Source organism: Eubacterium segne (assembly GCF_014287775.1).
Lineage (GTDB): Bacteria > Bacillota > Clostridia > Lachnospirales > Lachnospiraceae > Eubacterium_G > Eubacterium_G segne.
This window is the reverse complement of record NZ_JACOOZ010000010.1, coordinates 40879-60377: the sequence shown is the minus strand read 5'-3', so window position 1 is coordinate 60377 and position 19499 is coordinate 40879. Positions and strand designations below refer to the sequence as shown.

Annotated in this window: 20 protein-coding genes; all 20 read right to left on the bottom strand. The window is 34.3% G+C overall.

Going from position 1 to position 19499, the window contains the following annotated elements:
- Positions 1-68: 68 nt before the first annotated feature.
- The 20 genes from H8S00_RS12500 to H8S00_RS12400 all read right to left on the bottom strand — a co-directional run bounded on the left by H8S00_RS12500 (position 69) and on the right by H8S00_RS12400 (position 19475).
- The gene (locus tag H8S00_RS12500) at positions 69-821 is read right to left on the bottom strand and encodes a class I SAM-dependent methyltransferase (RefSeq protein WP_186840661.1); all 753 of its coding nucleotides are present in this window, start codon (positions 819-821) and stop codon (positions 69-71) included.
- A 278-nt stretch (positions 822-1099) separates the two neighbouring features.
- Positions 1100-1558: an NUDIX hydrolase gene (locus H8S00_RS12490; RefSeq protein WP_243169595.1), complete on the bottom strand. Its 459-nt coding sequence runs from the start codon at positions 1556-1558 to the stop codon at positions 1100-1102.
- Between the two features lie 130 nt (positions 1559-1688).
- Positions 1689-2618, bottom strand: a complete 930-nt coding sequence (locus tag H8S00_RS12485) for a type II toxin-antitoxin system death-on-curing family toxin (RefSeq protein ID WP_186840660.1) — start codon at positions 2616-2618, stop codon at positions 1689-1691.
- Between the two features lie 203 nt (positions 2619-2821).
- Positions 2822-3145: an inorganic pyrophosphatase gene (locus H8S00_RS12480; RefSeq protein ID WP_118589024.1), complete on the bottom strand. Its 324-nt coding sequence runs from the start codon at positions 3143-3145 to the stop codon at positions 2822-2824.
- 52 nt (positions 3146-3197) lie between these two features.
- A complete protein-coding gene (locus H8S00_RS12475; RefSeq protein WP_118589025.1) occupies positions 3198-3629 on the bottom strand; it encodes a GNAT family N-acetyltransferase in 432 nt (143 codons plus the stop codon).
- A 30-nt stretch (positions 3630-3659) separates the two neighbouring features.
- Positions 3660-4145: an NUDIX hydrolase gene (locus H8S00_RS12470; protein ID WP_207721430.1), complete on the bottom strand. Its 486-nt coding sequence runs from the start codon at positions 4143-4145 to the stop codon at positions 3660-3662.
- Positions 4146-4194: 49 nt separating this feature from the next.
- On the bottom strand, positions 4195-4947 hold the full coding sequence (locus H8S00_RS12465) for an HAD family hydrolase (RefSeq protein ID WP_186840659.1): 753 nt from the start codon (positions 4945-4947) through the stop codon (positions 4195-4197).
- Between the two features lie 50 nt (positions 4948-4997).
- On the bottom strand, positions 4998-6032 hold the full coding sequence (locus H8S00_RS13890) for an NUDIX domain-containing protein (RefSeq protein WP_243169594.1): 1035 nt from the start codon (positions 6030-6032) through the stop codon (positions 4998-5000).
- Between the two features lie 25 nt (positions 6033-6057).
- Positions 6058-6570 (bottom strand): NUDIX hydrolase, encoded by a 513-nt coding sequence (locus H8S00_RS12455; RefSeq protein ID WP_118589026.1) that lies wholly within the window; start codon positions 6568-6570, stop codon positions 6058-6060.
- A gap of 37 nt (positions 6571-6607) precedes the next feature.
- On the bottom strand, positions 6608-7090 hold the full coding sequence (locus H8S00_RS12450) for a GNAT family N-acetyltransferase (RefSeq protein WP_186840658.1): 483 nt from the start codon (positions 7088-7090) through the stop codon (positions 6608-6610).
- Positions 7091-7154: 64 nt separating this feature from the next.
- A complete protein-coding gene (locus H8S00_RS12445; protein WP_118435980.1) occupies positions 7155-7907 on the bottom strand; it encodes a radical SAM family protein in 753 nt (250 codons plus the stop codon).
- A gap of 126 nt (positions 7908-8033) precedes the next feature.
- Positions 8034-8492, bottom strand: coding sequence for an NUDIX hydrolase (locus H8S00_RS12440; RefSeq protein ID WP_118231551.1), 459 nt, complete (start codon positions 8490-8492; stop codon positions 8034-8036).
- A gap of 673 nt (positions 8493-9165) precedes the next feature.
- Positions 9166-11799: a pyruvate, phosphate dikinase gene (gene ppdK, locus H8S00_RS12435; RefSeq protein ID WP_186840657.1), complete on the bottom strand. Its 2634-nt coding sequence runs from the start codon at positions 11797-11799 to the stop codon at positions 9166-9168.
- A gap of 221 nt (positions 11800-12020) precedes the next feature.
- A complete protein-coding gene (locus H8S00_RS12430) occupies positions 12021-12188 on the bottom strand; it encodes a hypothetical protein (RefSeq protein WP_186840656.1) in 168 nt (55 codons plus the stop codon).
- A 174-nt stretch (positions 12189-12362) separates the two neighbouring features.
- Positions 12363-13760, bottom strand: a complete 1398-nt coding sequence (locus H8S00_RS12425) for a glycine--tRNA ligase (RefSeq protein WP_021952479.1) — start codon at positions 13758-13760, stop codon at positions 12363-12365.
- A 56-nt stretch (positions 13761-13816) separates the two neighbouring features.
- Complete coding sequence (locus tag H8S00_RS12420) at positions 13817-14452, bottom strand: hypothetical protein (RefSeq protein WP_021952480.1); 636 nt, start codon at positions 14450-14452, stop codon at positions 13817-13819.
- Positions 14453-14560: 108 nt separating this feature from the next.
- The gene (gene recO, locus H8S00_RS12415; RefSeq protein ID WP_021952481.1) at positions 14561-15292 is read right to left on the bottom strand and encodes a DNA repair protein RecO; all 732 of its coding nucleotides are present in this window, start codon (positions 15290-15292) and stop codon (positions 14561-14563) included.
- Entirely contained in the window at positions 15237-15431 is a 195-nt protein-coding gene (locus tag H8S00_RS12410) for a hypothetical protein (protein WP_186840655.1), read from the bottom strand. Before H8S00_RS12410 ends, recO begins: the two co-directional genes overlap by 56 nt.
- A 143-nt stretch (positions 15432-15574) precedes the next feature.
- Positions 15575-16489: a GTPase Era gene (gene era / locus H8S00_RS12405; protein ID WP_186840654.1), complete on the bottom strand. Its 915-nt coding sequence runs from the start codon at positions 16487-16489 to the stop codon at positions 15575-15577.
- 10 nt (positions 16490-16499) lie between these two features.
- The gene (locus H8S00_RS12400; protein WP_186840653.1) at positions 16500-19475 is read right to left on the bottom strand and encodes an insulinase family protein; all 2976 of its coding nucleotides are present in this window, start codon (positions 19473-19475) and stop codon (positions 16500-16502) included.
- Positions 19476-19499: the final 24 nt, after the last annotated feature.

The window sequence follows — 19499 nt, the reverse complement described above, 5'->3', positions numbered from 1 at the left end:
GTATTATTCTCCTTTGCCACTTCTTGATACTGATTTTTTTCTGCAATAGTGCCTTAACCATTTTATCTCTATCCTTTTTTTGCTACAAAAGTAACTACACTTGTTTTCAATTCACATATTCCACTATCTCTCGGAATATCATATTGCTGATCCACCACAGTAGATTTTAATACTGTCCATTCACTAAAAGCTTTTTCAAAAATTCTTTGCATTTCTTCTGTAGGTAAGCATACTTCAAATTGTGGAAGTATTTCATTTCCTGTTTTCTTGTCAAACTCTTTTATATTAGAATTTACAACTAAACATACAATGCCATTTTTGCGGATGCCATGTTCTATTTCTCGCAATTTATTAACAAAGGTTTCTTTTGAATCTACGTGTTCCAAAGATGATACCGCCATTACTAAATCATAATTTCTTTCTTTAATTTGATAATCATCAATCGATTTAACTATTCCACATATATTTGATGTAACACCATATTCATCAGCATTAGCATAAAGTTTTTCGATAGCTAAATCCAGTATATCCACACAATCTATTTTACACAACCTATCATAATAATGTCGAGCAATACATATGCAATTTCTTCCTACTCCACAACCTAAATCCAAGACATTAATTTCTTCGTATTTATCAAACAGAGGTATCAAATCTACTACTGTTTTTATTGGTCTTATTAGCCAACTACCCTCTTTATATAGTTCGGCATTAGAATATATTTCTATATGTGATTTTCTTTCGTTTTTACGTATTTCTTTTAATCTCATTTCTTCCATTTTTCTTTTGTATCTTTTATTTTTACTCCACTGATTTATCACTTTTTTGATCTCCGTTATGAGTTGTTCTTTATTGGTAATATAATAAATATATTTTGATGCAAAATATTACTTACTAATCCTTCTAAAGCATATTCCGCAACCACTGAATCTTTATCAGTGCAAAGAATAATACCAGTTGGCTTATTAGATTCTTCGTCATTTACTATTTGCCAATAGCCCTAATTTTCAGCCTATATTTCAAAATCTGGAGCTTATGACAAGCTTATAACTATAACTCACTACAATTTTGTTGTAAATAAATCATAATATAAATATTCTTAATTTAATGTTCCTAATTTAATTTTACTATCTAATTCCCATAACGCAGTTTTATTACTATCATACCTAAGTCTTTTTAATGCGGTATTGTAATCAACCCATTCATATTCCGTATGCTCTTGAGACAATTCCAAAATTGTTGTATCCATCCTAACAGCAAATGTATATTCAGGAATAACCAAACAATTTTCACCCCATATTTTTCTTGCTTCTTTAAAACAGTATGTTGGTATGCTATTTTGTGTATCAAGCACAGAATATTTACAATCCATACCTATGTTTGCTTCTTCATATGCCTCTCGTTTTGCAGATATTATTATAGTTTCATCCTCATCTTCTCCACCACCTGCTATAAATTGCCATACTTTCATATCATTTCTTTTAAATATGCAATATTTTACATTGCCGTTTTCAATATGATATGGAATGACTAATACCTGATATTTTGCTCTTGCCAATATATGTTCACCTCGCTAAAATTGTAATTTATCTACATCTTAATCAAACCAAAACTTGGTTATCAATTATTTTGCTTTACATGGTATTTTATAGACATCTAATCTAAAAACAACAACTGCTTCAAGTTATCTACATTGCCAAGAAATTCATAACTAACTTTACCATTATCTCTTTCTCCTCTGCTCTGGACTCTGCAATCATAAGTGTAATTGCCACCAATGCTCCATCACTGATAATTTTTACTCCATCTTTATAAAGAGCATTGTTGCGTGCTAAAAATTCGAGGAAAAGAGATGCAGCTATTCTCTTGCACCCATCAGCATAAGGATGGTCCTTTATTATAAAGTAAAGTAAATTTGCAGCTTTTTCTTCCAATGACGGATACACATCTCCTCCAAACACATTTTGATAAACAGCTGCTAATATTCCTTCAACCTTACCCTTCTCTTTCTCAACGCCGAATACATCTGATTTAAATGAATCTTCCATTTCATCAACCATCCTTCGACATTCTTCATAAGTAATTCTATAAATCGGTTCATTTCCCTCAGGTTTTTGTAAAGACTGGTGATCATATTGATCCAAAAGAAGCAAAGCTTCAGTGTATTGATTTACTGCCTTTAATATTTCTTTTTCCTCCAAATCTAAGGAATATGCTAACATTTTTGTCTGAATATTAACCGTTTTTTGAAGTGCAAACATCCTTTTTTCGTTTATTGCATATCCTTCCATTATGTATTGTTTCAACACACCATTAGCCCAACGTCTAAACGCAATACCTTTTTTTGAATTAACTCTATATCCTACTGACAATATCATATCAAGGTTGTATATTTTTGGTTTTCTGCCTCCGGTACTTTTGTCGGAAAAACCGACAGAAGTATCATCCAGCTCACCTGACTTCAAAATATTAGATATATGTTCACTTACTGTTGCATGACTAACTCCAAACAATGTTTCTATCTGTTTTTGAGTAAGCCATACCGTTTCCTGTTCCGGATTCATTTGAACCTCTATGTTAACATTACCATCATTAAATAATACGATTTCATTTGTCATTATATATAATATCCTTCTTCTAGCTTATTATTTATTAAATAAAATATTTTCGTTATACTTATTACTATAACTAAAATCCCGATTTGTTAAGTTCTTTCTATATCCCATCTTCTTGCCCTTCGGACAAGAAGCATCCCTCGCTCAAAGAGCTCGGTCAATTCTAAATTTTTCTATTTATTTTATTAGTTCAAAAATACTTATGTTTACATTATTATTTCAGAATCAAAGTACTGTTCTGTAAACAAAACTTTTTCCCATATTTGTTCTTTAGTAAATATCATATTTTGAGGTGCAACGACCCATTTTTCCTCTACATCATTATTGCGATGTATTATTGCAATAATTCTTCCAACAAATTCCTTTACAGGTTCATCTACACCTATAATATACGCATCTTGTTCCTCTCCATCTGGAGCAATTATCCCTTCAATATATCCATAATTAATCGTATAATACATATCTTTATGCTTAGGATGATAACTTCCAAGTGGTCTGTCAACCACTACTTTTACAATATCGCCAACCACTATATTTACCTCCTCTAACTTCAATTCTCCTACCGTAGTAATTTGCTATTATCTACAAATTCTTCATCATATAGCGTTCCCGATACTCCACATAGCCATGTTTGGTATAAAATATTTTTGATTCCTCAAAGCCATCTCCTCCCAGATGAATTCTTACCACTTTCTTTCCTTGATTTGCTATATAATTTTCTGCCATTTCTAACAAAGCACTTCCAATACCTTGTCTTTTCAAATTGTATTTTACAAACAAACGATGCAGCCAAACCTCATCTGTGTCCCTTATAGAATTATATCCAATACTTCCTATAACTCTGTCTTGTTCATTAATAGCCAACCAAAACATATCTCCTGCATCCAAGTAGTTCCTTTTAACATCCAATAAATCCTCATTTAATCCCGGAACTCGACCTAAAGCATTTTTTGCTTCTAATATCATAAAAATCATATCATCACGATACTTGTCTTTATACTTAATTATTTTCATAATACTTTCCTTTAATCTTGTTATTGTCTATTATCGTAATTCCTCAATAAAAAGCTGCATTCTTCTTGTTACCAATTCATTAGATTTCATATTTTTCAAAGTATCTTTATCTACCCACTTATAATCCTGTGTTTCTCCTTGTTGAAGAATAATATTAGACTTGTCCCAATCCGTAATCACAATATAATCAACATATATTGAATGATGATTATGTTGAACAACCCTTCCTAGCTCCACTAAATTTGTTTCATTTATTCCTGTTTCTTCTCGCAATTCTCTTATTGCACATTCAAGTGGATTTTCTCCTTGCAATGCTGAACCTCCTGCTGTAGCTTCCCAATATTCACCATAATGCTTATTTTTGTCTCTTTGCATTAACAAATATGTACCATCTGTATGTTTAACAATAACCTCACACACTAAATGGTACATTCCATCTGGTACGGCTTCACCTCTTATTAATGTTTTATCTTTAATTTTATTTAAATTCATGTCATATGCATCCCAAAGTTCCATAATTCACGTCCTCGTACAATATTACTAATATTCTAGTTTATTTCCTATTCTATATTGTTTCAATTTTTTCTATCAATTCATCCCAATTATTAATTTTAAAATAATCAAAATCTATCTCGTCTCCCTCGTTTTGACCCTCAAATGAGTTCTTTTCTTCTGTTTTTCCTTCATACAAAACTGGAAATATTCCTGCATTATGTGCTCCATAAATATCCGCTTTTACACTATCTCCACAATACCACACTTCTTCTGCATTTAGTCCTGCTCTATTCAGTGCTATCCCAAATAGCATTTTATTTGGCTTTTTAAATATATAATCCCCGGAAGTAATTGCAAATTCCAGTTTGTTATTCGGAAGTAATCTGTTCAATCTGTCTTTCAAAGATTTTCCAGACCAACACATATTACTAATGACTCCACTCCTAATGTCATTTTTATTCAGATAATCTAATATTTTATTTGCATTTGGCATAATATCACATTCTGATACACCATTCCATATAATGCTTTCTGCCTCTTCCAATGAAACAGATAATTCAATGTTCATGTATTCATATACTAATCGCAAAAAATTTTTCTCACAAATATCAATTCCATTGCCACACTCATTTATCTTTTTAAATGTGCTATTTACTATTTTATTAAATTCTTGAAATGAAATATTTTTAGGATTACTTTTTATGTATTGATATATTGCTTTATTCCCCTTTTCTGCATTATGTCCAATCTCATACAATAATGTATGTCCATAATCAAATAATATCATCTTCGGTTTCTGTATACTCATCTTTATATTCTCCATATATTAAATCTAAAAGTCTTTTCCATAAATCTTAATTTAGTAATTCTTGTCTAAATATCAATTATTTCTTTTGCACGATGCAACACTGGCAATTCTCTATTGGCTATAAGTTTCCCTAATCTTGTATTTGACCTATATTCATACTCTCTAATAGATTCTTCATAAGATAATTTCAATGTTGATAAGTGAAAATTATTTCTTTCATCTTCTGTCAGTTCTTTTTCACCAAAGAATTCAACTTTGCACAAAAAATAGTTATTAATATTATGTCTATGAATCAGATTATAATAATCACTTACAACTCCGATTTTGCAGATTACATCTACTTTTACACCCAATTCTTCTTTAAGTTCTCTTTTTATTGCATCCTGCAATCTTTCACCTTCTTCAACACCCCCACCTGCTGTTTCTATAATTGTTGCCTGTCCGAAATCATCATTTCTTTCAGCTCTTACAAAATAAAAATTTCCATCCTCATCATACACTATTGCTCTGGCAATATTTCTGTTATGATCAATATATTCCATTTGCCATTGGTCATCCTGCAACTCTATATTAAGCTCCGTGGTATGAATTGTAATATTCTGATTTACATTCTTTTTCAATTTCATCAAGTATTTTTCCTTATCTTTTCTACAAGCAAATCTAATTATTTTTTTATATTTGTATCGTTCTAATATTTTTTCTATTTGAGGCAATGTATCTTTTCTAAAATCCATAATCCATTTTTGAAAATCAGGGTCCAATTTTGTTTCTATCCACGGAATGTCATCGCGCTTTACACCTATTCTTGATTTAACTCCTTCTAAGCAATCTTTAGTTTCATAGTCGAAGAAAAATATCGTGTCCGCAGCTTTTATTCTTTGCTCAATAGTTGATATATAATTTCCATCAAGAATCCATTCTGATTGACTTATTATTCGATCTACCGCGCTAATCAATTCTCCCCTACTAATATGCGTTTTATCTTTCTTCCAATATATATTATCCATATGAAAAAGTTCTATTTGCAAAATTTCTGACAACTGTTTTGCAAAATAAGTTTTCCCGCTTCCCGGACATCCGATTATAATTATTTGTTTCAATTTTTTTACTCCGTATTATGTATAATTATTTAACAAGCATATCGCTAATAAATTTTATTTTACTGTCTTTATTTTCAAAAGTACTAAAATGGTGCTTACCATCAAATTCCAACATATCACAAACTCTTTTCTTTATATCAGGAACAGTAATTTTTTCTTTTGCAATGTTTGGAGTAAACCATCCTACTTCAATACTTTCATCTGATACATTTTCATTTCCATCTATATATTTACAAATAAATGTCAAATTCACAACAGGAGGTAAAATTATTCCTTCAAGGGGACCATATCCATCTTTAGTATTCAATCTCTGATATAGACCAACAAACTTTTCCGGCTCGACAACAATGCCACTTTCCTCAAATATTTCTCTTTTTAAGCCACTTATTATATCCTCTCCCTGTTCTACCACTCCGCCAGGGATTTCCCATCCTCTACGTTTTGATTTAATCAATAAAACTTCATCGCCTTTATATACTAATCCTGCAACAGATATAAAATGTAAAGGTAAGTTTCTTGTTTTTAACCATTCATCCATCGCTTCTCTCCTTTTCGTCTCCTAATACTAAATTTCTCTACAATTCCTTTTTCATATATCCACATGTAAATGGAAAAAAATCATATTTCTTTGTTCCAATATGTATTGCTCCATTCAACTCATACCATTTACGAAGAACTCTGTTTTCTTCTACAATAGCTATATTAATAATTCTACAGCCTAATTCTTTTGCTATATTAAAGGAATGAGCTAATAATTGTCTTCCAATGCCCTTATATCTATACTCTGGCAATACTGCAAGATTATTAAGTTCACATTCTCCATTTCCTTGTAACAAAAGTGAATAATATCCACACAAAGCACCATCTTCTTCAAATACATACATTGGCCTATGCTCTCCATCCATATGCCAATACAATCTATCTTGCGTAGTCGCAAAAGCTGTAAACCTAGGAGCATTTTTCTCCGTAAAACCATATTCATCTGCAACTGTCAAAAAACTTTTTTTAATAATTTCCACACATACTGGTATTTCTTCACCTCTTACTTTTCTTATCATTGCCACACCTCATAAATTCTAAATTTGTTTTACTATTTCTAAAAAAAAGAAATGTATCTTTATTCTAAACTTTGTATTCCTCAATTATCTCCATAATTGATTTTTCATAAATATTCCCATTCAACACATCCCCATTTTCTGAAAAACTAATTGTTCTAACATCTATTGGATTCTCCTCATATGGATTTATATATTCCTTGTTCTTATCGAAGTAATCACTTAGATATTTCACTGCATTTCCATTTGGAAAAATAACATTTCCTTTTGCCTGTGGAATATTTAAATCCTCAAATTCAGAAATAATTTTCTTTGTCTTTTTGTTATATTCATTATCATCTTCTTTGCTCACAAGCCAAGCAGGATTTAATTTAATTTCTACACCACTCTCTTTTATGCACATTGCAAAATATTTCACTATATCAAGCGGTATAGTCTCTTGATGAAATGAATCAACAGATAATAACACTTTTTGAACTCCACTATATGACAACATTTGCGCCACTTCTCTTACTCTTTCTTTGTCTTTAGAAAAAAATCCGTTAGTGATTATTGCCCTATCCTTTATGTTCATTTCTTTAGCAGTTTTATGAATGTTGCAAACCACTTCCGGATATATCAAAGGTTCTCCTCCAAAAGTCATTAAAGATTTAATATCATAGTTATTACATATATCAATAACTGCTTGCACTGCTATGTCTCCATCTATGTGTTTTCCACTTGATTTATGTTCTCCCTCTGAACAATGTATGCATCTTCCTGTGCATGCCATTGTTACAACAAACTCTATTCTGTTTAAATTTTCTAAATACTTGTTCATTCTTTTTTACCTCATTTGCTAATAGACCTAATTCTCAGCCTATATTTCAAAATCTAGAGCTTATGACAAGCTTACAACTGTAACACACTACAATTTTGTTGTATTTAAATCATAATATGAATATTCTTAATTTAATGTTCCTAATTTAATTTTACTATCTAATTCCCATAACGCAGTTTTATTACTATCATATCTAAGTCTTTTTAATGCAGTTTTATAATCAACCCATTCATATTTTGTATGCTCTTGAGACAATTCCAAAATTGTTGTATTCATCCTAGCAGCAAATGTATATTCAGGAATAACCAAACAATTTTCACCCCATATTTTTCTTGCTTCTTTAAAACAGTATGTTGGTATGCTATTTTGTGTATCAAGTACAGAATACTTACAATCCATACCTATGTTTGCTTCTTCATATGCCTCTCGTTTTGCAGATATTATTATAGTTTCATCCTCATCTTCTCCACCACCTGCTATAAATTGCCATACTTTCATATCATTTCTTTTAAATATGCAATATTTTACATTGCCGTTTTCAATATGATATGGAATGACTAATACCTGATATTTTGCTCTTGCCAATATATGTTCACCTCCCTAAATTTTAATTTATCATCTACCCAATTTTCTATTTTATACACAGTGCCATTAGTGTTTTATCACGCCATACTCGTGTTATTATATTTCGCTCAACATTTATACAGCTATATTCTACCATATCTATAATCAAATTGATATTTCATTATTTTATCAATTACAAAATTTCAGTTCAAATTATTTAGAATATTTGTGTCCAATTGACATCTCCTCAAAGCAGATGCACCCGCCAATACAACATTTGAGATATAGAGGTTTTAGGATTCTTCCTAACAAGAATGTATTTGTATATACAAATGCGTATCTTGCAATAGGCCCGCCTTCATTTTCTTAATCTACTTTTGACAACCTGGATTTAATATTTTTCTTTTTTTAACAGATACGAGATACGCTATGCATATCTCGCATCTGATTAGCGGTCGGCAAATGTTCATTCATGCAAGCCTGATGACCACTTGCCTCGTCGCTATAACAAAAAGGGAACCATACTTTAAAAGTATGATTCCCTGATTATTTTTATCAAACCGTAATCGTTACGTTGATGTCTTCCCATTTACCCGCTTTTTTCATGTTTTTATCGAACTTTTTGTACTCTTTCAAGTAGTCCTTAGAAACTGTGAAATTGCCGATGTTTAGGGGCTTTTGACACCATAAACGATTATTTCCCACTTTCTGCGATAGCTGCCTGAGCTGCTGCTAATCTAGCAATTGGTACACGGAATGGTGAACATGATACATAATCAAGACCAATCTTATGGCAGAATTCTACTGAAGATGGATCTCCACCATGTTCTCCACAGATACCTACGTGAAGGTTAGGGTTAACCGGCTTACCAAGTTTGATAGCCATTTCCATTAACTTACCAACACCAACCTGATCTAACTTAGCGAATGGATCATTTTCAAAGATCTTAGCATCATAGTAAGCATCTAAGAACTTACCAGCATCATCTCTTGAGAATCCGTATGTCATCTGTGTTAAATCGTTTGTACCGAAGCAGAAGAAGTCTGCCTGCTTAGCGATTTCGTCAGCTGTAAGAGCTGCTCTAGGGATTTCAATCATTGTACCTACCTGGTATTCAAGTTCAACACCTGCTGCTGCGATTTCAGCATCAGCTGTAGCTACTACGATATCCTTAACATACTTTAATTCCTTAGCATCACATGACAATGGAATCATGATTTCAGGCTTAACCGTCCAATCATTGTGCTTCTTCTGTACATTGATAGCAGCACGGATAACAGCCTTAGTCTGCATCTTAGCAATTTCAGGATATGTAACTGCAAGACGAAGTCCTCTGTGTCCCATCATAGGGTTGAATTCGTGAAGTGAAGAAATAATTGTCTTGATTTCTTCTACTGTCTTACCCTGAGCATCAGCAAGTTTCTTAATATCATCTTCCTCTGTAGGAACGAATTCATGAAGAGGTGGATCTAAGAATCTGATTGTAACCGGGTTTCCTTCAAGAGCTTCATAAAGAGCTTCGAAATCTCCCTGCTGGTATGGAAGAATCTTTTCAAGAGCTGCTTCTCTTTCTTCAACTGTATCTGAACAGATCATTTCTCTGAAAGCTGCAATTCTGTCTTCTTCAAAGAACATATGCTCTGTACGGCAAAGACCGATACCTTCTGCACCAAGTTCTCTAGCTTTCTTAGCATCAGCTGGTGTATCAGCATTTGTTCTAACCTTAAGTGTTCTATATTTATCAGCCCATCCCATGATACGTCCAAATGTGCCTGCGATTGTAGCATCAACTGTAGGGATGATACCATCGTAAATGTTACCTGTTGAACCATCAATTGAGATGTAATCTCCTTCGTGATATTCTTTTCCAGCTAATGTGAACTTCTTGTTAGCTTCGTCCATAGCGATATCACCACATCCTGATACACAGCATGTACCCATACCACGAGCAACAACGGCTGCGTGAGATGTCATACCACCACGTACTGTTAAGATACCCTGTGAAGCTTTCATTCCTGTAATGTCTTCAGGAGATGTTTCAAGACGAACTAAAACAACCTTTTCTCCCTTAGCATTCCATTCAACAGCATCATCAGCTGTAAATACAACCTTACCACAAGCAGCTCCAGGTGAAGCTCCAAGTCCCTTACCAGCTGGTGTAGCAGCCTTAAGAGCAGCAGCATCAAACTGTGGGTGAAGTAATGTATCTAAGTTTCTAGGATCGATCATAGCTACAGCTTCTTCTTCTGTTCTCATGCCTTCATCAACAAGGTCACAAGCAATCTGTAAAGCAGCCTGAGCTGTTCTCTTACCATTTCTTGTCTGTAACATATATAATTTTCTGTTTTCAACTGTGAATTCCATATCCTGCATATCTCTGTAATGGTTTTCAAGTGTTTCACAAACCTTTACAAAGTCAGCGAATGCTTCTGGGAATTCCTGTTCCATCTGAGCGATTGGCATTGGTGTTCTAACACCGGCAACAACGTCTTCACCCTGAGCGTTCTTTAAGAACTCACCCATAAGCTTCTTCTCACCAGTTGCTGGATCTCTTGTAAATGCAACACCTGTACCACAGTCATCACCCATGTTACCAAATGCCATTGACTGTACGTTAACAGCTGTTCCCCATGAATAAGGGATATCGTTGTCACGACGGTAAACGTTAGCACGTGGGTTGTCCCATGATCTAAATACGGCCTTAATAGCTCCCATTAACTGTTCCTTAGGATCATCTGGGAAGTCTTCACCGATTTTTTCTTTGTATTCAGCCTTGAACTGTGCTGCTAATTCCTTTAAGTCATCAGCTGTGAGTTCTACGTCCTGCTGAACACCTCTATCAGCTTTCATCTTGTCGATAAGTTCTTCAAAGTATTTCTTACCAACTTCCATAACTACGTCAGAATACATCTGAATAAATCTTCTGTAGCAGTCCCAAGCCCAACGAGCATTTCCTGACTTTTCAGCAATTGTATTAACAACTGTCTCGTTAAGACCAAGGTTAAGGATAGTATCCATCATACCCGGCATAGAAGCTCTAGCTCCTGAACGAACAGATACGAGGAGAGGATTTTCCTTATCTCCGAACTTCTTACCTGTGATTTCTTCCATTTTAACGATGTATTCGTTAATCTGTCCCTGGATTTCATCATTGATTTCTCTTCCGTCCTCATAATACTGAGTACAAGCTTCTGTTGTGATTGTGAATCCCTGTGGTACAGGAAGACCTAAACCTGTCATTTCTGCAAGGTTTGCACCTTTACCACCGAGGAGCTCACGCATGTTAGCATTACCTTCGCTAAAAAGGTACACCCATTTGTTTGCCATCTGTTCTTCCTCCTAATAAATAATAAGTATTGTATGTCATGAGCTGTAGAATGGCATTCCTTACCAGCTCATACAATCGATTTTTGGTGTTGCCCTGTTTTCCGGATAAAATATGTTCAATAAATGTCTCTTTCTATGTAGTCACGCAGAAAAAGGGCGCACTAGCACCTACGGAACAATTATAACATACAGCGCCTTATAGTCAAGAGAGAACGCTGTTTTTAGTTTAAAAGCCATAGGTTTTTCCTAATAAAATTCTTATCTGTCTCCACAATAAATGTTGTTATTGAGTGTGGAGGTACTTCTGTATTAATTCCTTTTCCGTCAACTGTAACTGCCAGTTTGTGTACTCTGCTTAGTTCGCTTTGAACCACAACCACTGTATTCATTCGGAAACTATAATAATCTCTTAATTCATACGGGTCTAATTCCTTCCAAAACTCCTTTGAGCCCTATGCAGTCTGCACTACTCGCATTATCGGTTCCATGAAAATACCTCTTTTCAAAATATTTCCAAAACCTTCCAAGTTCTTTCCCGTTTGATTAGATTAATTTATACCTGATTAGAAATCCATTTTCTCCTCAAAGTATGCCTTAAGGTCTTCAATTTTTATTCTTTCCTGCTTCATTGTATCTCTGTCACGAACTGTTACGGCACCGTCTTCTTCTGAATCAAAATCATATGTTACACAGAACGGTGTTCCTATTTCATCCTGACGACGATATCTCTTTCCAATTGCTCCTCTGTCATCAAATTCGCAGTTATAATACTTGCTAAGCTGTGCGAATACTTTTTCTGCTCCTTCGTTTAACTTCTTTGACAATGGAAGTACACCAATCTTTACAGGTGCAATAGCCGGATGGAAATGTAACACAGTTCTCATATCCGGTTTTTCTTCTGTACCGATGTTCTCCTCGTCATATGCTGAGCAAAGGAATGCCAATGTGACTCTATCTGCACCAAGTGACGGCTCGATAACGTATGGAACATATCTTTCATGCTTTTCATCATCAAAATATGTTAAATCTTCTTTTGATAAATTCTGATGCTGAGTAAGGTCATAATCTGTTCTGTCTGCAATGCCCCAAAGTTCTCCCCATCCAAATGGGAATAAAAATTCAATATCAGTTGTTCCTTTTGAGTAGAAACATAATTCTTCAGGTGAATGATCTCTAAGTCTCATTTCATCTTCTTTAATACCAAGGTTTAATAACCAGTCACGGCAGAAACCTCTCCAATACTGGAACCAGTCAAGGTCTGTTCCCGGTTCACAGAAAAATTCAAGTTCCATCTGTTCAAATTCTCTTGTTCTGAAAGTGAAGTTACCCGGTGTAATTTCATTTCTGAAAGACTTACCAATCTGTCCGATACCAAATGGAATTTTCTTTCTTGATGTTCTTTGAACGTTCTTGAAGTTTACGAAAATACCCTGTGCTGTTTCAGGTCTTAAGTATACTGTATTCTTTGCATCCTCAGTAACTCCCTGAAATGTCTTAAACATAAGGTTAAATTCACGTATATCTGTAAAATTATGCTTTCCACAGGATGGACAGCAAATATTATTATCTTCTATGTATGAAGCCATCTGTTCATGAGACCATGCATCAATAGACTCTTCAGCCTGGATACCATGCTCATCCATATAATCTTCAATAAGCTTGTCAGCTCTGAATCTTTCATGACATTCCTTACAATCCATTAACGGGTCTGAGAATCCTCCTAAATGTCCTGATGCAACCCATGTCTGTGGGTTCATAAGAATAGCACAATCAACACCTACATTGTATGGATTTTCCTGAACAAACTTCTTCCACCACGCCTTTTTTACATTGTTTTTAAGTTCAACTCCAAGATTTCCGTAGTCCCATGTATTAGCAAGACCTCCGTAAATTTCTGATCCCGGATATACAAATCCTCTGCTTTTTGCCAATGCAACTATCTTATCCATTGTCTTTTCCATTATTACATCTCTCCTTAATATAATTTAGATTTTATCAAATACTTTCAGTATTATTTTTAATATACAATATAACTTAAATTTTCATCAGAATCATCAGTGGTTACTATTCCATCATCATCCACACTGCAATTTGAACTGATATACTTAACATCCTCATCTAACTGAACCTTATATTTTCCTTTAATAATAAGGATATTGGCATCTTCCATAGCCTTGATTTCCTTGGTTGTGGCATCTTTTTTCTTATCCGGTGAAGTAAAATCACCTTTTATTTTGCAATCAGAATTGTCCGCTATCTTTCCCATGAAAAACTCATTGCTTTCAACCTTATTGTATTCTTTAATGTAAGTTGAAAAATCATATGTTGTAGCAAATTCAAGAACTAATGTTGCCACATCGCTTTTAACCTTGAATGTATCTACCGTAATGGCATTTTTCACGGAAGCTTTCTTCCCGTCGTTATAATCTGCCACTTCTTTGTTTATGGTATCTTCAAGCTTACTTTCGTCGTAATAGTCCTTGTCAAACTTTTCCGCAACACCGTAAGATACCTTTCCATCTTCCTGTATGTAAACTGCACTCTCGCCCTTGGCAATATCCATATCACCTATTGTGCTTCCACACGCCGTAGCTCCAACAGCTACCACCAGCACAAGAAAAAGAGCTGCTAACTTTTTGTTAATATGCTTCATCTGTTCATTCCTCCTGATATTTGGCAAATACCTTATAAACAGTATCACCTAGATTACAATTTTAAACGCAAACCACCATTATTTCAATACATATTTTGCATAAAAAATTTACAAAAATTCCAACGAATTGAACTTTTTGTCTATCACTTTATCCATGTATGAACCAATAATATGTTTTAGCTGTTTCAAAACTATATCTGTAACTGTAAAGGAAAACAATTTATCTACAGGAGTAACCACAATAAATTGCAGTGCATACACCGTGGAGTCTGTTATTATCTCATTATCCGGTACCTTTCCGTGACACTTTTTACATACCATTGTATTACGGTTTATATCAAAATAATCAAGTTCCTGCTTCTCTCCACAATTACCACAGGAGAAAACGTTGGGGTACTCTCCGTTTATAACCAAGGTTTTAAGCTCATATATACAACGTATTAAGTCAACAGGAATCCTGTTTTTAGTTAAAGCTTTCATTGCCATATATAAAAGTTTTAAAGTTTCAGAGGCCTCTATTCCTTCTCTTCCATAGTATCCTGCCAGTTCAAGAAAATACATTCCCATGTACATGCTGTCAATGTCTGTCATGGAATTGCTGAAATAATCGCTAATTTTCATTCCAGTAACCGTATAGGCGTTCCGTCCCCGGTATAAGGTAAATTCACCAAAAGCCATAGGCTGGCTTCCTCCTAGAAACGGACTGTTAGGTTTTCTTGCGCCACGGGCGAAAGCTGTTATTTTTCCAAATTCCTTTGTAATTATAACTAATCTCTTATCGTATTCACCTATAGCCATTGAAGATATTACCATCCCCAGCGCCGTTACTGTTTCTACCATCTTCTTTTCCTTCTGTGTCCTTTATCCTTGCAATAAAGCTTTCCCGTGTTTTATTTATTCTTCTCTCATCAGCATATTTCAAATAATCTTCAATCTTACCTGTTGCTTCAAAAACCTTCCAACTGTTTAAATTATCCATCTTATCCCTCCGTAATACTGCAATTATCAAATTGCTTTTTTCACCTGTTTAAGTGATAAGATTAGGTTCTCCCATGAGATTATTTGTATACTGATTTCTTCAAAGAAAAAACTGGAAAGACCAATTGTTAATTCATTTAACAACTACTTCTCATTTATATAACCGTAATTTTTCATAAGAAGTTCGCTGTCACGCCAATCTTTTCTAACCTTTACCCAAAGCTGAAGATTTACTTTCATTTCCAGCTGTTTTTCTATTTCATATCTGGCATTTGTTCCGATTTTCTTTAACATGCTGCCTTTTTTGCCAATAATAATGCCCTTGTGTGATTCTCTTTCACATATTATTGTTGCCTCAATATCCACAATGTCAGTCTTTGTACGCTTCTTCATTTTTTCAATAGTAACGGCAATTCCGTGAGGGACTTCTTCATTTAATGCATGAAGAGCTTTCTCCCTGATTAACTCCGCCACGATTTGTCTCATAGGCTGGTCTGTCACTGTATCTTCATCATAATACTGTGGGCCTTCCGGCAGATATTTGAAAATCTGTTCAATAACAACATCAACATTTTTGCCTCTTAGGGCTGATGCAGGTATTATTTCATCAAAATCATATATTTTTCTATATACATCTATAAATGTAAGAATCTCTTCCTGTTTTACGGTGTCTGTCTTGTTAATAACAAGAATAACCGGAACTCCTATTCCTTTAAGTTGCTGGGCAATATGCTGTTCCCCTGCTCCAATAAAGGTGTCCGGTTCCACCAGCCACATAATTAAATCAACTTCCTTTAATGTTTTTTCAGCCACATTTACCATATACTCTCCAAGCTTGTTTTTCGCCTTGTGAATACCCGGTGTGTCTAAAAATACAATCTGACCTTCATCACATGTATAAACAGTCTGAATTTTATTTCTTGTAGTCTGTGGTTTATTTGATGTTATGGCAATCTTCTGTCCGATAATCTGATTCATTAATGTTGACTTTCCAACATTTGGTCTTCCAATAAGTGCCACAAAACCCGATTTAAACTTCGTATTCTTTCCTGAATCCATTTTATACCTCTTATCTTAATTCTTTAATTTCCTTAAATAACTCCCTAGAACCTTCTATGGCACTTTTGCTTCCCACAACGCAGATATTGTTTCTGTCTATTATCTTTTTAACCTTTGGTGCCAGATTTCTTATGTCCTCCGGTGTTGTTGCCAAAACCTTAAGTCTTGTTTTACAAAGGGACTCGTAGGGCACCCCTGCCATATAATTAGTAAATTCCCTTCCGCTTATATCAGCTGCATTTAGTGGTGTATCAAGAAGACTGATTGTGCCGATAATATACTTGCGCATTTCACGCTCATCCACGTTGAAATTTTCTATAAATTCAGGTGCCTTCTTATATACCTCAACTGACTCCTTAAGCTTCGGATCCCTGTATGAGCTAAAGAAACCGTCTCCTGTTTTTCCAATAACACAATTACATCCGTATGCTCCGCCTTTTTCTCTGATATTATTCCATAAATATTTATTTCTCATAATATTTCCCAGAACAAAAAAGCTTCCATCGTACTCTTCCTTCTCACCTTCGTCATTATAATTTCCTGCCATAGTTACATATTGAACCTGACCTGATGTTACAATGGCCTCGTTTTTCTGCTGTGGAACAAACTTCCAGCCGTCAAACTGCTCCTTAAAATCATCTGAACTGTCAAACATATTTTTCTTAAGGTCTACAGTATATTCTTTTACTTTTTCAAAGTTTTCGCCATCACCTGCAAAGTTAAGAATCATATTATCCTTAACAAACACTTTTTTCACAGTGTCATAAAGCATTGCTATAACTTTATCTTTTTTCTCATTAAAATTATCAACAATGTCACTTATAAACTCATAAAATGCCAGTCCGGCGATTTGGTCTCTTAAATAATATGCCTTTGAATAATATGACATTGCCCTAAGCCTTGCCACACTGTCACCACTGCTTACTATTCTTCTGTTCATTCTAAGTTTTAACTCTTCAAGTAATTCTTTAAGACGCTTCTCATTGTCAAACTTTGTTTTCAAAATTACTTCGTTAATGATTTCATATGCAATCTTAATATTCTCATTAAGAGCCTTGAAGTGAATTTCAGTGTTTAATTTAATTTTATTCTCACTTTGACTTACATATAAACCTGTGTCAAAGGCCAGACCACCTAAATTCAAATCTATATCCATATTTAATTCCATATAGTCTCTGTCTGTATCCATGTATGTCAAAAGATACTTCAAAAGACCAATGTATTGGTGGTACTTTTCAGGCATCCGTGAGCAGTCAAAGGCTATATCCACATATCCAATACCGTTAGTAAAAATATCACTGTGAAGCACCGTAATATTTTCCACCTGACTTTTTTTACTAATAAGAGGTCTCGGATTTTTATTAATGTCTGAAATCTCCAAAAGAGGAATAGTTTCTAATTCTTCCTGAGTAGATGGTGTCTTTTGAAACTCCTCTAATTCACGGGTTTCAGTAATTATCTTCTCAATCTCTTCCTTAGACAAACCTGCCTTTTTTGCCTGAAGACTTTCCATTAACCTAGATTCTTTTTCCTCTGTAAGCCCCTTTTTCGGTGCCAGAACCACTACAGAATGATGTGTATTATTTATAAGATATTTTGTAAGAAGTTCTTCAAAATAATTACCTTCAATATTCTTTCTTAACTCATCGAAAATTTTGTTTGTCTCTAAGTGAATAAATGGTTTCTCATCATCATAAATCCAGCTTGCCATAACATCCAGTCCCCACATAAGTCCCTTTGGAATGCTTCCAAAATCAGATTCCTTTGTGTCAAACTCAATGCTGTTAAGACCTGCAAGAAGTGTTGTTTTATCAATGCCATTTTCTACTATTTTCTCTAATGTGTCCTGAACTACCTGAAGGAACCTGTCCTTGTCATCCTTATTAGCACCCTTTACCACAATGCTGTATACAGGCTGAAGTATGTCGTCATCCATAGAGCCTGTCACTGCCTTTCCAATACCTGCATCTATAATTGCCTGTTTAAGAGGAGCTCCCTCTATATCCATTATTGCATATTTAAGTACCTTAAACGCCAGCATAAGTTTTGCGTCAAGGTTGTCTCCTATAACATAATTTGATGTAAGCATTGCACTTTCTTCTTCTATTTCATTATCGGAAATGGCATATTCCTTTACAATCTCATATGTTTTATCAAACGAACTTTGATGTTCAATACTAGAATCAATGTCCAATTTGTCATATTTCCCAAGATAATTTTCATCAATCCAGTCCAATCTTTCACTCATATCCATGTCGCCGTAGAGATAAATAAAGCTGTTTGACGGATGATAATATCTTCTATGGAAATCAAGATATTCCTCATAAGTAAGCTCCGGAATATGCTCTGGGTCGCCACCGGATTCATACTGATATGTTGTATCCGGGAACAATGATTGAGCTGTTACACGGGAAGCAATTCCGTCTATAGAGGAATACACACCCTTCATTTCATTGTAAACAATGCCGTTAATTTCTAAAGGCTCATTTTCGTCATTAAGCTCATAATGCCAGCCTTCCTGTTTGAAAATTTTATCTGTTTTATAAATATTTGGATTAAAAACCGCATCCATATATATGTGCATAAGATTTTTAAAATCCTTATCATTGTAGCTTGCCACCGGATATACCGTTCTGTCAGGATAAGTCATGGCATTAAGAAATGTATTAAGTGACCCCTTTACCAGTTCCATAAAAGGATCTCTTAAAGGGAAATTTTTTGAGCCACATAAAACCGTATGTTCTATAATATGAGGCACACCTGTGTCATTGTTTACCGGTGTTCTGAAGCCTATGTTAAAAACCTTGTTGTCATCCTCATTTGACAATAATACAATTCTCGCCCCGGTTTTTTTATGTTTTAAAAGCCATGCATCAGAATTAATTTCTTCAATATACTTATTTATCACTACTTCATATGCATCTTTTTCGTATATGGATTTATTTTTTTCAATAATATCTTTAACCATTCTTTTCTTACCTTTCATAAAAATATATAAGTCTCCCCCAAA

Excerpts from the sequence above, each read along its gene's own strand:
- H8S00_RS12475 (WP_118589025.1), bottom strand. The coding sequence starts at position 3,629 with ATGAAAATAATTAAGTATAAAGACAAGTATCGTGATGATATGATTTTT.
- H8S00_RS12465 (WP_186840659.1), bottom strand. The coding sequence starts at position 4,947 with ATGGAGAATATAAAGATGAGTATACAGAAACCGAAGATGATATTATTT.
- H8S00_RS12430 (WP_186840656.1), bottom strand. The coding sequence starts at position 12,188 with ATGAATACAGTGGTTGTGGTTCAAAGCGAACTAAGCAGAGTACACAAA.
- H8S00_RS12420 (WP_021952480.1), bottom strand. The coding sequence starts at position 14,452 with ATGAAGCATATTAACAAAAAGTTAGCAGCTCTTTTTCTTGTGCTGGTG.
- ppdK (WP_186840657.1), bottom strand. The coding sequence starts at position 11,799 with ATGGCAAACAAATGGGTGTACCTTTTTAGCGAAGGTAATGCTAACATG.
- H8S00_RS12470 (WP_207721430.1), bottom strand. The coding sequence starts at position 4,145 with ATGGAACTTTGGGATGCATATGACATGAATTTAAATAAAATTAAAGAT.
- H8S00_RS12445 (WP_118435980.1), bottom strand. The coding sequence starts at position 7,907 with ATGAACAAGTATTTAGAAAATTTAAACAGAATAGAGTTTGTTGTAACA.
- recO (WP_021952481.1), bottom strand. The coding sequence starts at position 15,292 with ATGGTAGAAACAGTAACGGCGCTGGGGATGGTAATATCTTCAATGGCT.
- H8S00_RS12400 (WP_186840653.1), bottom strand. The coding sequence starts at position 19,475 with ATGAAAGGTAAGAAAAGAATGGTTAAAGATATTATTGAAAAAAATAAA.
- H8S00_RS12485 (WP_186840660.1), bottom strand. The coding sequence starts at position 2,618 with ATGACAAATGAAATCGTATTATTTAATGATGGTAATGTTAACATAGAG.
- era (WP_186840654.1), bottom strand. The coding sequence starts at position 16,489 with ATGGATTCAGGAAAGAATACGAAGTTTAAATCGGGTTTTGTGGCACTT.
- H8S00_RS12410 (WP_186840655.1), bottom strand. The coding sequence starts at position 15,431 with ATGGATAATTTAAACAGTTGGAAGGTTTTTGAAGCAACAGGTAAGATT.
- H8S00_RS12455 (WP_118589026.1), bottom strand. The coding sequence starts at position 6,570 with ATGGATGAATGGTTAAAAACAAGAAACTTACCTTTACATTTTATATCT.
- H8S00_RS12425 (WP_021952479.1), bottom strand. The coding sequence starts at position 13,760 with ATGGAAAAGACAATGGATAAGATAGTTGCATTGGCAAAAAGCAGAGGA.
- H8S00_RS12450 (WP_186840658.1), bottom strand. The coding sequence starts at position 7,090 with ATGATAAGAAAAGTAAGAGGTGAAGAAATACCAGTATGTGTGGAAATT.